General features: G+C 37.7%; 12 protein-coding genes. 11 read left to right on the forward strand and 1 reads right to left on the reverse strand.

From position 1 onward, the window contains the following. Positions 1-129 precede the first annotated feature (129 nt). From CDH49_RS08840 to CDH49_RS08850, 3 genes are read left to right on the forward strand one after another with little or no spacing between them, the layout of a single operon-like run. Positions 130-615, forward strand: coding sequence for a gluconokinase (locus CDH49_RS08840; protein WP_239970624.1), 486 nt, complete (start codon positions 130-132; stop codon positions 613-615). Next, a complete protein-coding gene (gndA, locus tag CDH49_RS08845) occupies positions 608-2,008 on the forward strand; it encodes an NADP-dependent phosphogluconate dehydrogenase (RefSeq protein ID WP_100615140.1) in 1,401 nt (466 codons plus the stop codon). The genes CDH49_RS08840 and gndA overlap by 8 nt, the downstream gene beginning before the upstream one ends. Continuing rightward, positions 2,008-3,351, forward strand: a complete 1,344-nt coding sequence (locus CDH49_RS08850; RefSeq protein ID WP_100615141.1) for a GntP family permease — start codon at positions 2,008-2,010, stop codon at positions 3,349-3,351. Before gndA ends, CDH49_RS08850 begins: the two co-directional genes overlap by 1 nt. Positions 3,352-3,430: 79 nt before the next feature. On the opposite strand, the gene CDH49_RS08855 is transcribed toward CDH49_RS08850, so the two are convergent. Beyond that, the gene (locus CDH49_RS08855) at positions 3,431-3,676 is read right to left on the reverse strand and encodes a hypothetical protein (protein ID WP_100615142.1); all 246 of its coding nucleotides are present in this window, start codon (positions 3,674-3,676) and stop codon (positions 3,431-3,433) included. 546 nt (positions 3,677-4,222) lie between these two features. On the opposite strand from CDH49_RS08855, the gene CDH49_RS08860 reads away from it, so the two are divergent. The 8 genes from CDH49_RS08860 (at position 4,223) to CDH49_RS08895 (ending at position 17,199) form a co-directional block, all read left to right on the forward strand. Further along, positions 4,223-6,478 (forward strand): outer membrane protein assembly factor BamB family protein, encoded by a 2,256-nt coding sequence (locus tag CDH49_RS08860; RefSeq protein ID WP_100615143.1) that lies wholly within the window; start codon positions 4,223-4,225, stop codon positions 6,476-6,478. 109 nt (positions 6,479-6,587) lie between these two features. After that, positions 6,588-7,802 carry a cupin domain-containing protein gene (locus tag CDH49_RS08865; RefSeq protein WP_100615144.1) on the forward strand — a complete coding sequence of 405 codons (1,215 nt, stop codon included), beginning with the start codon at positions 6,588-6,590 and terminating at the stop codon, positions 7,800-7,802. 8 nt (positions 7,803-7,810) lie between these two features. Further along, positions 7,811-8,989, forward strand: coding sequence for an alpha/beta hydrolase-fold protein (locus CDH49_RS08870; RefSeq protein ID WP_204524811.1), 1,179 nt, complete (start codon positions 7,811-7,813; stop codon positions 8,987-8,989). 50 nt (positions 8,990-9,039) lie between these two features. Further along, on the forward strand, positions 9,040-10,683 hold the full coding sequence (locus CDH49_RS08875; RefSeq protein WP_100615146.1) for a hypothetical protein: 1,644 nt from the start codon (positions 9,040-9,042) through the stop codon (positions 10,681-10,683). A 31-nt stretch (positions 10,684-10,714) separates the two neighbouring features. After that, positions 10,715-12,367 (forward strand): hypothetical protein, encoded by a 1,653-nt coding sequence (locus tag CDH49_RS08880; protein WP_157805294.1) that lies wholly within the window; start codon positions 10,715-10,717, stop codon positions 12,365-12,367. A 20-nt stretch (positions 12,368-12,387) separates the two neighbouring features. Continuing rightward, entirely contained in the window at positions 12,388-13,311 is a 924-nt protein-coding gene (locus CDH49_RS08885; protein WP_100615148.1) for an RraA family protein, read from the forward strand. A gap of 47 nt (positions 13,312-13,358) precedes the next feature. Beyond that, complete coding sequence (locus CDH49_RS08890) at positions 13,359-14,774, forward strand: sialate O-acetylesterase (protein WP_100615248.1); 1,416 nt, start codon at positions 13,359-13,361, stop codon at positions 14,772-14,774. 151 nt (positions 14,775-14,925) lie between these two features. Beyond that, complete coding sequence (locus CDH49_RS08895; RefSeq protein WP_100615149.1) at positions 14,926-17,199, forward strand: outer membrane protein assembly factor BamB family protein; 2,274 nt, start codon at positions 14,926-14,928, stop codon at positions 17,197-17,199. Positions 17,200-17,207: the final 8 nt, after the last annotated feature.

A 17,207-nucleotide genomic window follows, 5' to 3' on the forward strand; every position in this document is an offset into this window, starting at 1 on the left:
ACGAATCCCGATACTTATCGAGAAGAAAAAATAACTTAAAAAATCCTGACAATTTCTATCAGGATTTTTTTTTACTACTTTTATTAAAAATATAATTTTAGCATTTTTAAACCAATCAAACTAGTTAAAATGATTATTATAATGGGCGTGAGTGGTTGCGGAAAAACAACTGTTGGGAAGTTACTTTCAGAAAAAACAAAGTTACCTTTTTATGATGCGGATGATTTTCATACCGACCACAATATTCAAAAAATGAAAAACCATCAAGCTTTAAGTGATGACGATAGGACACCTTGGTTAGAAGCACTATCAAATCACATAGCAGCATGGGAAAATCAAGGCGGAGCCATTTTAGCATGTTCTGCATTAAAAGAAAAATATCGTGACATTTTAAGTTCTAAAAACACTAAAATAAATTGGGTATATTTAGACGGTTCATTCGAACTAATAAAAAGCCGACTGGAAAAAAGACATGGCCACTATATGAAAGCTACCTTATTAGAATCACAATTCGCCACATTAGAAATTCCTAATTATGGTTGTCATACATCGGTTGAAAAACCATTGGAAGAGATTGTTTCTGATATCATCACAAAATTTAATTTAAATGAGTAAATCACAATTTGGCATCATTGGTCTGGGTGTGATGGGCAAAAGTTTAAGCCTTAATGGTGCTGAAAAAGGTATTAAACTATCGGTATACAATAGAATTGAAGGCGATGAAGCTTCTATTGTTCATGATTTTATAACCGAGCATGAAAACTTAAAAAATATATTGGGCTTTAGCAATATGGAAGCCTTTGTATCATCCATTGAACAACCAAGAAAAATTTTGATGATGGTAAAAGCAGGACCTGTTGTTGATGCTGTCATCAATCAAATTTCAGATTTACTTGATGCCAATGACATGCTAATCGATGGTGGAAACTCCCATTTTTTAGATACCCAAAAACGATACGCAAAGCTTCAAAAAAAGCAAATTCACTACATAGGTTGTGGTGTTTCTGGTGGTGAAGAAGGTGCCAGAAAAGGCCCCTCATTGATGCCAGGAGGCAACCAAGAAAGCTACAAACTAGTAGCGCCAATTCTAGAAATGATAGCCGCAAAAGATAAAAACAACAACCCTTGCTGTGGTTTTATTGGGACTGATGGTGCTGGTCATTTTGTAAAAATGATCCACAATGGTATTGAGTATTCTGAAATGCAATTACTTGCAGAACTGTATGCTATGATGTCGCTACACATGACAAATGAGGCGATTTCCGCAGTCTTTACCAATTGGAATAAAACGGATTTATCGAGCTATTTACTGGAAATAACTGCCGAGATTCTTCTTAAAAAAGAAGGCGACCAATACATCATTGATAGTATTTTAGATAAGGCAGGGAATAAAGGTACGGGGTGCTGGTCAAGTAAAACGGCCTTAGATTTGGGTGTACCAACAACCATGATGACCTCGGCGGTTTTTGCACGTTATGTATCATCATTTAAAGAGAAAAGGGTAGCACTTTCAAATTTGGTTGCAACTAAAACGCTAAAATTAGAAATACCTGATATGAGCATTATTGAAAAAGCGTATCGGTTTGCCAGAATTATTAATCATCACCAAGGTTTCCAGTTAATTCAAGAGGCCTCCAAAGAGCATCAGTGGAATATTAATCTATCGGAACTAGCTCGCATATGGACCAATGGTTGCATCATACGGTCTGAACTCATGCAACAACTTTCAGGGCTTTTTAAATTGCAACAAGCCATATTTGAAGACGAAGCTATATTAAAAATTTTAAGTAACTCTGAACTGGCCATTTCAGAATTCATACAATCTGCTATCAAAAATAGGATCGCTTTAGACACGTTTTGGTCGGCTCACAACTATTGGATTTCAATGACTACTGAAAGATTACCAGCCCATTTAATTCAGGCACAACGCGATTATTTTGGCGCCCACACCTACCAAAAAATTGATGTTCCCGCTTCACAATTTTTTCACACAAACTGGCAACGTTAATGATAGACTTCACATTAATAACCGCTGTGCTTGTTGGAATAGCCATTTTGCTTTTTCTGGTCCTTAGGTTAAAAATACAAGCTTTTATAGCATTATTAATTTCTAGTATCGTGGTTGGTATCATCGCTGGAATGCCTCCACTAACCATCATAGAAACCATGCAAGAAGGCATGGGAGACACCTTAGGTTTTGTGGCATTGGTGGTCGGTTTAGGTGCCATGTTTGGCGCTATTTTAGAACATTCTGGTGGCGCCGAAGCGTTGGCAAATTATTTACTGCACAAATTTGGAGAAAAAAACGCTACTTGGGCATTGATGTTCACGGGTTTTTTTGTCGCTATACCTGTTTTTTTTGATGTAGCTTTCATCATATTAGTACCTTTAATCTATTCTTTACAGCGGAAAACAAAAAAATCTCTTTTACTTTATGGCATGCCCTTGCTCGCTGGATTAGCCATTACCCACGCCTTTATTCCTCCAACACCTGGCCCTGTGGCAGTTGCCGATATTTTAAAAGCAGATTTAGGATGGGTAATTTTATTTGGGTTTATTGTTGGGATTCCAACCGCTGTTGTAAGTGGGCCTTTGTTTGCTAAATATATTGCAAACAAAATACATGTTGACGCTCCAGAAATTACAATAAATGATCATGCTGTTAACTCCTATCCTGGTGTGGGTTTAGTCCTTGCTATAATTGGTATTCCCATACTGTTGATTGTTGGTAACACGCTATTAAATAGCCCCTTCTTTGCTGATTTTAATATTTCTGAAACGATGAAATCGTGGTTAAAAATGATTGGCCATCCGTTTACGGCATTAATCATTGCCAATATCGTGGCGTGGTATGTTTTAGGAATAATAAGAAACACAACTAAGGCTATATTATTAAAAATAACAACAGCCTCTATGGCACCTGCGGGAATTATTATTCTACTGACTGGTGCTGGTGGTGTTTTTAAACAAATGCTTGTAAACACCAAAACGGGTGAAATGTTGGCTACCTATTTTGCCGATAAAGGCATTAGCGTTTTACTATTTGCTTTTGTATCAGCTGTTATTATAAGAATATTGCAAGGGTCCTCTACGGTTGCCATGATAACTGCTGCAGGATTAACCGCGCCATTACTGCTGAATGATGTAACCGAAATTAGCAAAGCCCTTTTGGTGATAGCCATTGCCTCAGGAGCCTCTATTATGTCGCATGTAAACGATAGCGGTTTTTGGCTAGTTAGCAAATACTTAGGGCTAACAGAAAAACAAACCTTTAAAAGTTGGACGGTAATGACCACTATTTTAGCTATGGTCGGTTTTGGTACCGTTTGTTTACTATTTGTTTTATTTTAAACTTAATAAAAGGGGTAGTGTAAAATGAAAAAAACCGACAAAATTGTCGGTTTTTTAGTTTCTAAAATTGTAAAACTATTTAATCTTTAATAGATACTTCTGTTTTATTATCTCCGCTTTTAGTCGAAAACTCAACTCCATCACCATCAACACTAATCGATGTTCCATCTTTTTCTTCAGCTTTTGGTTGTTCTATTGGTTTTTCAATAATTACCGTTTCAGTTTTTGCTTTCTCTTCTCTACAGCTTGTAAAAGCAAAAAATGTTAAAGCGGCAAAAACTGCCAAACTCATAAAGTTTCTGAATATTAATGTTCCTTTTTTCATTTTTCTATGTTTTAATTTATAGATAAGTGTGCAAAATACAATAATCGATATCAAATGAGTTATAAATATTTTAATATAATTTACAAAATTCCCATATATTTTGACCACTTCTTTTCTTTATATAACCACTTTTAAGGATTGCTGAATTTTACTTGAATTCATTTCCCAGAAATCTGGGAATGAAATTTCTATAATGCCCTTAGCATGCATTTTCTTTAAGCTTTCTATGGTTTTAAATTTTTTAACAAAGTTTTAACGAAGCCCACAGAACACTAAGCTTATCAAGTATTTACGGCGTCTTAAACACCTATTATTCAAGTTAAATCGAATTAAAAAAACACAACCATATAGACGCTAGTTTGTTGATTTGAATTTTTTACTATCTTGGTTTTGCGAGTCAAAAAAACCTATGTTTTTTCGTACAATTAAACCAAATCAAATAAGTTAAGTCTAATAAAAAATTTAAACAAAAAAAACACTAGGTTCATTTCAACAATAACAAACTAAACTAAACACTTTCAACTCAATTATTAATGATAATTCTATATGCACATCAAAAAAAATCCAACTAAATTAACCACAATTTTTACCGCCTTAGTATGTCTTTCTTTACTAGTAAGCTGTAACAAAAACAATTCAACAAACACACACGCAACTTGGTCTCATTATGGAGGAAGTCCCGATCAATCTAAATATTTTGATGGTTCTGAAATCACTAAGGAGAATGTTAACCAGCTAGAAGTTGCCTGGAGTTATCCTGCGGACGGAGGGTTTAATAACTTTGCCCCTATAGTGGTAGATACCACCATGTATGTTCTAGGTAAAAATAATTCCCTGATTGCTTTAAATGTTTTAACAGGTAAGGAAATTTGGATACATGCCAATTTAAGAGGTATCACTAGAAAAGGCATCAACTATTGGGAAAGTAGCGATAAAAAAGAAAAAAGATTGATATTCACTCTTAACAATTCTTTACAAGCTATTGACGCCGTTTCAGGAAAATCCATTTTAACTTTTGGTAATGAAGGATATACCGATTTGAGAGAAGGCCTAGATCGTGAACCAAGTTCCATTAGAAGGGTTCAGGCTATGATGCCTGGTGTTATCTGTGGCGATTTACTTATTCTAGGTTCTGCGCCTGGCGAAGGCTATTTTTCAGCGCCTGGGTACGTAAGAGGTTATAGCGTTGTTACTGGAAAATTAGAATGGACATTTCATACCATTCCACACCCAGGAGAATACGGTTATGACACTTGGCCAAAAGATGCGTATAAGTATGCTGGCGGAGTAAACGTTTGGAGCGAAATGTCTGCTGATGTTGAAAAAAATATTGTTTACCTATCGTTAGGATCTCCAACGTATGATTATTATGGAGCTGATCGTATTGGAAGTAATCTATTTGGGAACTCCTTGGTGGCCTTAGATGTTACAACGGGCAAGCGCCTTTGGCATTACCAAACCGTACATCATGACCTTTGGGATTACGACCTCTCTCCTGCCCCTCAATTAATAACAATTAATAAAGATGGTAAAAAAATTGATGCCGTTGCTTCAGCGACTAAACATGGTTATGTATTTGTTTTTGATCGCGTAACTGGTGAACCTGTATTTCCTATTGAAGAGAAACCGTTTCCAGCTAGTGATATGCCTGGGGAAGAAGCATGGCCAACTCAGCCTATACCAACCATCCCTAGTTTTATGAGGCATGAAGTTACTAAAGAAAATATCAATCCTTACTTTACCGATAGCTTAAAGCAAGTATGGCATGCTAGAATAGATGCTGCCAAAACAGGTTTATTTCAACCGCCTTCAGATAAATATGAAACCATTATATTGCCTGGTCCATTAGGAGGTGCCAATTATGGTAATACGGGAAGTAATCCTGAAAAAGGATTAATGTTTGTAATGTCCCAAGAACATCCTTCAATTTACAAGTTGAGTAAAGTAGAACCTCCTAAAGTAGATATTTCCGATGATGAAGTAAAAAAAGCTAAAACCTTATACGACAACACTTGTAAAACATGCCACGGACCAAATATGGAAGGTGGTGTTGGACCAACCCTTAAAAATGTTACACAACATATATTTTACGATGAATTTAAAGCCATCGTATTAAATGGTCGCGGACAAATGCCAGGATTTGTGCATGTGGATGAAGCGTCATTAGCAAGTTTATACCGTTTTATGGGTGGAAATCCAAGAAGCATGAATTTTAGAAGAGGTGGAAATACCGATGAAGAAGCCATGCCTGAAGGTCCTGTTGTAGCATCTGGAGGTGTAAAAATGAGAGAAGATGAAAAACGTGCCGCACCAATGTTAGAATACCCAGAAGATGTTCAACCATCTCCAGAAGCCAGATATACTACGGATTATGGACTGGAATGGACAGATTTAATGTCCCCTCCCTGGTCTTATATGGTGGCTTACGATTTAAATAATGGTACTATTAAATGGAAAACACCCATAGGCGAAGACTATAAATATGCCAATGGAGACAAAACTAAAGGAGCCATCGTAGGTGTTCAACGTAAAAGTATGGTAGTTACCTCTACAGGTATTGTATTTGCTACTGCAAAAGGTGGTAAATTATATGCTTTAGATCAAGATACAGGAAAGGTTTTATGGGATACGACTTTAAGTGGTGAATCTGTAGCAGTGCCTGCTATGTATTCTATAAATGGCAAACAGTATTTAGTTATCAATGCCACAGGAAACTTCTCATCAGATAGTTTTGATCATTCAAAAAAACCTGGTGCATTACCAAAAGCCTATGTCGTCTATGCGCTTCCGGACAAAAAGTAATTAATTACTTCATGTCACAAGATTTTATAACTATATCTGTAATTTTTATAAATTTACAGATATAGTTAATTTATTTTAATTTAAAAGCCAACTAAACACAATAATAGATATGAAACAATTTATCACCTTATTACTAGCTTTTGTAACACTTCATGCTACATCTCAATCTGTAAAAGAACGTATTATACATAACGATGCTTCTAAGTATAGAGAACTTTCAGCCGTACATGCTGGTGCAGGAAAGATGGGATTTACACAATTAATAGGAAGAAACGATTTATCAACAAACTTTCTTTATTTGCACTCTGGAGTCATTAATGCAAAATCTGGTATCGGTCACCATTTTCACCATAATATTGAAGAAATGTACGTTATTCTAAATGGTGAGGCAGAATTTACTATTAATGGGCGTACTTCAAAAATAAAAGCTCCTGCTATTGTACCTTGCAAAATGGGTGATGCTCATGGCATTTATAATGCTTCCAATGAACCACTTCGTTGGTTGAATTTTGCCGTTAGTTCAGTAAAAGCAAGTAGCGATAATTTTGATCTTGCAGACACCCGTGAAGGCGCTGTATTAGACCCTATTCCTGTTTTTGTTTCTGGTAGGTTAGAAAAAGAAAAAACCAGAGCGAATAACCGTTTATACACGGGTGATGGTGTTTTATCTCGTCGTTTATTTGATCCAAATGTTTTTAGTACGGATTGGAACCATGTTGACCATGTAATCATTCCTGCTGGTAAATCTACCGAGGAAAGACAACTTTTAGGGATTGAGGAAGTGTACTTTGTTGTGAAAGGTTCTGGTTCTGTATCCATAGACGGTCAATCTGGAAATATAATAGGTGATGATGCTTTTACCGGAAAGTTAGGTGAAAAAATAACCTTAACAAATACTGGTAATGAAGACTTAGAACTATTGGTCATTGGCATTGCTGCTTCTAAATCGATTGGATTGGGTATTAAAAAACCCTTAGCCCAACCAAAAGCCATGGCCTTACAAATGGATTTTGTGGTGCCAAAAGAAAATGCAGAAGCATTTGAAAGCATGTATTATTCCATATATGTACCCGCTATGACCGTTCAGCAAGGTTATTTAAGCTCGAAACTATTGAGACTTTATGACGAAAATCTCTCTAAACAGATACAAGCAGAGCCAACAACCTACAACTATCAAGTACAAATTAGTTTTGATACTGAAGCAAACAGAATGAAATGGGTAGGAAGCGATCAACATAAAATTGCATGGCCTGCAGCAACATCTTTAGCTAAAGAGTATAAATGGAGAGGTTATGATGTGATGGGCGATGACGACCAACGATAATACTATTTATGATGGATTATATCAAAATAAATATCAATCGGAGGTCAGCATATTCGATATTCGCTTTAGTGCTTGGTCTTACATTTAATAATTTAGAGGCTCAAGTTCCAGCAAATTCAACTCCTGCTCCTACCAATATAAATCAGAACGGTTGTCCTTGTATTTTTCAGGACAACCGTGTTCTTTTTACCGTAAATGCACCTGAAGCTACCAAAGTCCAATTAGATTTAGGTAAGCTTTACGATATGCAAAAAGATGATAAGGGCTTATGGATGGTGACGACCGATCCACAAGTTCCGGGATTTCATTATTATTCTTTAGTCATTGATGATTTTAAATTTGCTGATCCAGCGAGTGAATCGTTTTATGGCACTGGAAGAATGGCTAGCGCAATTGATGTTCCAGAAGCAGGTGCTGACTTTTATAATATTAAAGATGTCCCTCATGGAAAAATAAGCTCTCATGTTTATTTTTCTAAAACTACGGGTACTTGGCGTAATATTAATATTTATACGCCACCGGGATATGATGAAAATACGAATAAAAATTACCCAGTTTTATACATTCAACATGGTGGCGGTGAAGATGAACGTGGTTGGGCGGTTCAAGGAAAAACCAATTTTATCCTTGATAATTTGATTGCTGAAGGGAAAGCCGTTCCTATGATTGTGGCTATCCCGAACGGCAACGTTACCAAACCCGGTGTCAATGCCAGAGGTTATAATGATGAAGCTATGGCCGTTTTTAAAGAGGAGTATTTTGAAAATATCATCCCTTTTGTAGAGAAAAATTATAGAGTAAAACCGGATGCGGCTAACAGAGCAATCTCAGGATTATCTATGGGTGGCGGACAAGCCTTTTTCACTGGTCTTCGTAATACAGACACGTTTGATTATGTTGGTGTTTTTAGTACAGGCCTTTTTGGAGGTATTAGAGAACAAGCATCATTTGATGCTGAATCAGTAATTCCTGGGATATTGACTACCCCACAAAAATTCAATGATAACTTGAAGGTATTTTATATTTCGGTCGGCGAACAGGATAACAGAATTGAAGCAACAAAAAAACTGATTGAAACTTTCAAAACCAAAGGGTTACATGTTGAATTTGCATCGTTCCCTGGTGACCACGAATGGCAAGTTTGGAGAAAGTCGCTTCACGATTTTGCACAAAAGCTTTTTAAATAAAACATTTTCCAGATAATATCTGGTAACCAATAACTAAACTAAAACTCATAATGAAAACTAAGATTTCTTGGATTATTATGTTGACCCTATTTGCCAATAGTCTATTCCTTAGTGCGCAAGACATCCCTCCCACTACATCGTTAGTATATCCTGGTATTGATGGTAAACTGGTTTATGTTGCAGACAGTCTTGGTAATACTATCCCCGATTTTTCCAACGCTGGATATAAAGGTGGCGGTGTTCCCATTCCTACTGCCGCTATAAAAGCAACTGTGTGGCCTATTTTGGGTGATAATTCTGAAAAAATCCAAAAAGTAATCGACAGCATTTCTAATTTAACACCTGATGCCCATGGTTTCCGAGGTGCTATATTGCTTAAAATGGGATATTATCGACTTGAAAAACCCATTTACATAAAAGCTTCCGGTATCGTTTTACGTGGAGAAGGCATGGGTGATACGGGAACTATTCTTTATGGCGTTTTACCTCCTCGTGATCCAAATGCTACCGGCAGACAACGATTTGCAAGACCCGACTTGATTAACATTGGAGCAGAAAATGGAACGGAGCCTTTAGAAGACAGCAAGCAAACAATTACTGATAATTATGTTCCTGTTGGAGCCGTTAGTTTTAATGTGAAATCTGCCAAGGGTTTTAAAAAGGGGGATAAAGTATTTGTTAGACGCTTTGGTAATGAAGACTGGGTTAAAGAATTGAAAATGAAGGATGACATAGCGAACAGCAGGCAATGGAAATTTGATATCAATTATGACCGCGAAATTATTAATATAAATGGCAACACTATCACTATTGATGCTCCCATTTTTACGGCCATCGATTCACGTTGGGGAGGAGGCGAACTATTAAAATACAATGATAACCGTATTGAAAATGTTGGTATTGAAAATCTTCGTGGGATATCGGATTATGATCCAACGGTTCGTACAACGACCTACGGTAACATGGATCGTGACAAGTTGGACAAAGCACATCAATACCAAGGAGAAGAATACTATTCTGATGAAAATCATTATTTTAATTTTATTGGTTTTACCAATGTTAAAAATGCCTGGGTTCGCAATGTGACAGCTTTGCATTTTGCCTACAGCGCTGTGATAGCGAATGGAGAGACTAAATGGATTACTGTTCAGGATTGTGTATCCATGGAACCCGTTTCGGTCCGTGCCGGAGGCAGACGATTTACCTTTAAAATGAATGGTCAGTTTTGCCTGGTACAACGATGTGTATCCTATAAAGGCCGACACTCATTTGTTGGGGAAGGTTCCACGTCAAGCGGTAATGTGTTTCTGGAATGCAAAGCTATCAATCCCTACTCAACGAGTGAACCTCATGGTTACTGGGTAAATGGCATACTTTACGACAATATACAAGCACCATTAACTGCTCGCTATTGGGACTTTGTTATGGGTTGGGCGGGAGCCAATGTTGTATTCTGGAATTGTGAAGGTGATTTTCTAATACAACAACCACCAACAGCTCAAAATTATTCTTTTGGACACATTGGCGTCAATGCTGTTATTTTTAATACGGCATTAATGGATTTAACCAAACCAAACGGCCATGTAGAATCCATGGATAAACATGTAACGCCAAAGAGTTTATACCTGACCCAACTTAAAGAACGATTGGGAATAGAGGCAGTCAATAACACCTTATTAAATGCAGATCAATAGAATTAATTGGCAATTAAAATTATATGACTATATGAAATTTTACAAAACCATTATTTTACTTTTTTTAGGAAGTATTTCAATCATAAATTCTTTAAACGCGCAAGATATACCTCCTACTACATCGTTGGTATATCCTGGTATTGATAATAAATTGGTTTACGTACCCGATAGTTTAGGTAATAAAATCCCTGATTTTTCAAACGCAGGCTATAAAGGCGGTGGCGTACCAATTCCAACAGTTGCCATAAAAGCAACTATTTGGCCTATTTTAGGGGACAATGCCGATAGAATTCAAAAAGTAATAGACAGCGTCTCTGCACTAACTCCAGATGCTCATGGATTTAGGGGAACCATCCTTTTAAAAATGGGCCATTACGATTTAGAAAAACCTTTATATATCAAAGCGTCTGGCGTGGTACTTCGTGGCGAAGGTATGGGAGAAACTGGAACAATTCTTTTTGGTAAAATACCTGTACAAACAGCACAAACGGGCGGCCGTGGTGTAAGAAGACCTGCTTTGATAAATATTGAAGGTGAAAATAAGGTAACACCTCAAGAAAACACGAAACAAGATATTACCACCGATTACGTGCCCGTTGGCGCGTTAACCTTTAATATAAAATCTGCTAAAACCTTTAAAGCTGGCGATAAAATAATTGTCAGACGTTTTGGAAATGAAGCATGGATTAAAGAAATTGGTTTAGATAGTGCCACTGCTGGAAGAAACAGATGGCGACCATTTGATATTGATTATGATAGAACCATCGTTACCATTAATGGAAATACCATTACGTTAGACGCCCCTATTTTCTGTGCTATAGAAACACCTTGGGGTGGCGGTGCCATTTATAAATACAATGATGAACGTATTGAACAAATAGGTATTGAAAACCTTCGTGGCATCTCTCAATATGACCCTTCTGTGCGCACGACTGCTTATGGCAATATGGATCGTGATAAATTGGGCGAAGCCCATCGTTATCAAGGTGACGAATATTATTCCGATGAGAATCACTATTCCAATTTTATAAATATCACCAATGCCAAAAATGTTTGGATACGTAACATGAGTGCCCTACATTTTGTTAGCAGTGTGGTTCAAGCTAATGCAGGAACAAAATACATTACGGTACAAGATTGCCAGTCCCTAGAGCCTGTAGCGCAACGATGGGGCGGCAGACGTTTTACTTTCCAAATGAACGGTCAGTTTTGCCTAGTACAACGTACTGTTTCACAAAAAGGACGTCATTCATTTGTGTTGCAAAGTCATGAAGCCAGTGGTAATGTTTTTTTAGAATGTATCGCTGTAAATCCTTATTCATCGAGCGAACCACACAACCACTGGTCAACTGGAGTGCTATATGATAATGTAAAAGCACCACTTACGGCACGATTCTGGGATTATATTATTGGCTGGGCAGGTGCTAATATTGTATTCTGGAATTGTGAAGGCGATTTTCTAATTCAACAACCACCAACTGCCCAAAATTATTCTTTCGGACATATCGGCGTCAACGCAGTTGTGTTTAATGCTGCTTTACAAGATTTAACAAAACCAAATGGTCATGTGGAATCTATGGATAAACATGTGACGCCAAGAAGTTTATACCTAACACAACTTAAAGAACGCTTAGGTATGGACGCAGTAAATAACACCTTGATTAAAGGAAGTGATAATAATTAAAATATTTAAATACAAAAACCATGAAATTATACAGTGCAATTATTTTATTTACTCTAACTACATTTTCAATCGTAAGTTTAAATGCGCAAACCATTAGCAAGGAAGAAATGTTATTTCTTACTTCGGAATGGAAAGGCGAACGTTTTGATGATGGCAGACCAAAAATTCCAGACGATTTATTGGAGAGAGCAAAAACCATCATGATTGATGATGCATGGACCGTATTGAGAAATGAAGGATACCTAAACCAATATGCTGGCAACTGGAAAATAGTCAATAATACCACTATGACAGGACGTGCTGTTACTGCTATGTATTTACCAAGCCGTCCAGATGTCGAAAAAAACATTAAAGAAAGAGGTGCTTCTCAAGGAAGAAAAGGTAACACCAACGCTTGGCCTATTGATATACTTACTAAAGGCGATTTATATGTAGCTGATGCCTATGGAAAAATAAGTAGTGGTCCCATAATGGGAGCTACTTTAGCAAATTCTATATTCAGCAAATCTGGTAACGGTGTTGTGTTTAATGGTGCCGCAAGAGATTTACAGGAAATACAGAACATTAAAGGCTTTAATGCTTTTGTACGTGATTTTCATCCATCATTTACTGAAGAAATGGTTCTTACAGGATTAAATACGCCAATTCGTATTGGTGATGCTATTGTGCTTCCGGGGGATTTAGTAATTGCAACTGTTGAAGGTGTACTTTTTGTTCCTGCACATATGGCTGAACAAGTGGTAAGCACATCGGAATTTGTCACCAGAAAAGATCAATTTGGTTTTGAAATGGTAAAAGCGGGCACATACAGCACAGGTGAAATTGATAGCCAATGGGGAGATGATATAAAAACTGCTTTTTTAAAATGGCTTGAAAAACACCCTGAGTTAGGTAAAATGACACGCGCCGAACTAGATAAAGTGATGAGTAAAAGAACATGGTAATCGATAAGATTACCATTTTTTATATTCAAACCAAACTAAATAGACAAATGAAAAAACTTTTATTAATTAGCTTATTTATAGCAAACGTTTTATTTACATATAGAACAGATGCACAGATTAGGCTACCCTCCATTATAAGTGATAATATGGTATTGCAACAAAACTCTGAAGCGACCCTTTGGGGTTGGTCGGGTGCCAGCGAACGTTTTGTTATCATTTCTTCTTGGAAAGAAGAAGTCGATACGGTGCAAGCCTCCAACATTGGAAAATGGAAAGCGAAAATTAAAACGCCTTCAGCTGGAGGTCCATATACCATCACCTTAAAAGGTATGAACAGGTTTAGACCAACACCGAGTATTGTGCTAGAAAATATCATGATAGGAGAAGTATGGTTGCTTTCTGGGCAGTCCAATATGGAAATGAGCAATAACCAACAAATAAAAGATATTTTACCAACTAGTGCGAATAGTAATATCAGATTCTTTACAGTAGATAAAAAAGCCTCTGAATATCCTCAAGACCATGCCGATGGCGATTGGGTATCATGCGATGAAGAAACCTTAAAACGTTTTAGTGCTGCTGGTTATTTTTTTGGAAAAAAAATACATGACGAATTGAAGGTACCCATCGGTTTGATACAATCTGCTTGGTCTGGAACGCCTATAGAACTATGGGAGCCAGCATCTGTCATAGATTCAGATCCTATCATGAAAAAAGCCGCCAGTGAAATTGTAGTGAAAACGCATAGACCACATCAACCCGGCTATCTCTACAATGCCATGATTTATCCTATTTCTAATTATACCATTTCAGGAGCCCTTTGGTACCAAGGGGAAAGCAACACGCCTAGAGCCTATGCCTATGAAAAAATGTTAAATGGCATGATTGGATCATGGCGTGAAGCCTTCCAAAATGATTTTCCATTCTACTACGTACAGATTGCACCATGGAAATACGATACTTCTTTGTATGAAGGGGCGTTGCTCCAAGAAGCACAGTCCAAGTCACTTTCATATCCTAAAACTGGCATGGTGGTAATTACCGACCTAGTAGATGATGTCACCAACCTGCACCCTCAAAATAAAAAGGACGTAGGAGAACGTTTAGCACTACTTGCACTTGCTGAAACTTATGGAAAAAACATTCCTGTTTATAAGAGCCCCGTATTGAAAAATATGGAAATAGATAAAGGAAAGGCTAGCCTATATTTCAGTGATGCACCTAACGGTTTTATCACCAAGGATGGTGGCAAGCCCACGGAATTTATGATAGCCGGAAGCAATAAGAAATTTTTACCTGCTGATGTGCAACTAAAAAAAGACAAAATAATAGTTTCAAATAAAAATATTAAAGAACCTGTAGCTGTTAGATTTTCATTTAGCAACATAGGAATATCTAATGTACTAAGTAGAGAAGGATTCCCAATAGTACCATTCAGAACAGATACTTGGGAAGTTGATTAGACTTAATATACAAAGAAACGCTTGAGCGATTATATGAAGTAAGGGCATTTTTGTGACGAAAGCCGTGGCGTATTTAAATACTTAGGGAATAGAACGTTTCTGTTTTCGATAAGAAAAACTAATTACAACGATGCTAAACTAATAATCACTTATGCCACACACAAACACTATTTCAGTAAGGTTATCCCCTTCATTTTACATTTTATCTGGTTTCTTTATTCTTTTAGCCAGTTGTAATGTTAAGCATTCAGAACCTTTAGCGACACAACAACACATTGAATGGAAAGACTATGGCGGAGGTCCCGATCATTCAAAATTTGTGGAATTCACCCAGATTACCAAGAAAAATGTCAACCAACTAGAAGTAGCATTTATAGTACCCACTTACGATAATTCAAATTATAATTTCAACCCCATTATCGTGGATAACGTGATGTACGTAATGGGTAGAAACAACTCGATTATTGCGGTTGATTCTAGTACTGGCAAAGAAATTTGGATTCATGAAAATCTCAAAGGAATCATTACCCGCGGCATCAATTTCTGGCAAAGCGAGGATAAGAGCCAAAAGCGACTGATTATTTTTCTAAACAATACCATGCAGGCCATAGATGCCATTACCGGAAAGTCCATCATGGACTTTGGTGATACAGGTCCCGGATATACAGATATGCGACTTGGAGTAGATCGGGATCCTGAAACACTGGGTCGTATGATGCCAGTTATTCCCGGTCATGTATTTGAAGACCTGATTCTGGTTGGTTCAGCTCCAGGAGAAAATCCATTTGTTGGGCCTGGCCATCTTCGTGCTTATAGTGTCATCACTGGAAAAATGGCATGGATTTTTCATACCATCCCACTCCCAGGTGAATATGGCTACGAAACTTGGCCAAAAGATGCTTACAAATACGTTGGGGCTACCAATACTTGGGGTGAAATCTCTGTAGATGCGGAACGTGGCATTGCTTACTTCCCCACAGGTTCTCCAACTTATGATTTTGATGGTGCAGATCGACAAGGAGCTAATTTATTTGGAAATTGCATCATCGCCCTTGATGCACGTACCGGTAAAAGACTATGGCATTTCCAGACTGTACATCATGATATTTGGGATTATGACTTGACAGCTGCACCTCAGTTGATTACCGTTCAGCACGATGGCAAAAAGGTAGATGCTGTGGCCGTTGCTGCCAAAACAGGATTTTTGTACGTGTTTGATAGGGTAACGGGCAAACCGCTCTGGCCTATTGAGGAAAGACCCGTTCCACAAAGTGACATGCCTAATGAAAAGTCATCGCCAACCCAACCCTTTCCTACTGTCATACCACCATTCAACCGCCAAGTAGTAACTGTGGAGGATATGAATCCTTATTGGAGCAACGAAAAGCGTGAAGAAATGATTGAAAGAATTAGTAAATCGAAAGTAGGATTGTTCCAGCCACTCTCCGACAAATATGAAACCATTGCCATTCCAGGCTCAACAGGTGGTGCCAATTACGGCAATACAGCTGCAAATCCCAAAAAAGGCATTGTTTATGTTCAAACCAAAGAATCTGCATCTATATATCGCTTAAAAATTAGGGAGCCGAGAAAGAACAACTCGGAACTGTCTGGTGATCTAATAGCAAAAGCAGAGGCTTCATATAAACAAACTTGTTTGGTATGCCATGGTGCTGATAAAAATGGTTTGGAGGGATTAGGAACCAGTTTGCTCACTATGGATCGAAGTGGCGGATTGGATGCTTTCAAATTGACAGTGACCAATGGTAAGGGTCGGATGCCTGCCATGCCACACCTAGATGGTGAAGCCTTGAGCAATCTATACACCTACCTTGCATCCTTAGCCAGAACGAGAGGTAATAACAGCCAACAAGAGCAGGTACTCCCGCCATCGGGGCCTGTAGTAGCTTCGGGTGGAGTAAAAGTTCCTGATTACCCACCACGAAAAGAAGTTGGGTATCCCATGGATTACATGGGTCCTAAAGCAATTTATATAGAATCCAATAACTATGGTGAGGCAGCTAACGATATTTTAACACCCGCATGGTCATGGATTGTCGCTTATGATTTAAATAAGGGCGAAATCAAATGGAAAGTGCCCCTAGGTGATGATGATGACATTGATAGTGAAGAAAATACAGGAACAGCCAACGGATCCTTACGAAAAGGAATGGTTGTTACGGCAACCGGACTAGTTTTTGCCACTGCTGGGGATGGTAGGGTTTATGCTTATGATGCTGATAATGGCAATATTCTTTGGAAAAAAGAAGTAGGACGAACAAATCCTCAGGGCATTCCTGCTATGTATGAAGCGAATGGGCGGCAATACCTTGTAATTTGCTCAACTGGACGTTTAAAGGATGATACGCTAAAAGAAGAGGACATTCCGAAAGGATATGTGGTTTATGCGCTTCCTAAAAAGTAAGGAAAATA

Source organism: Confluentibacter citreus, assembly GCF_002807055.1.
Classification (GTDB): Bacteria; Bacteroidota; Bacteroidia; order Flavobacteriales; family Flavobacteriaceae; genus Confluentibacter; species Confluentibacter citreus.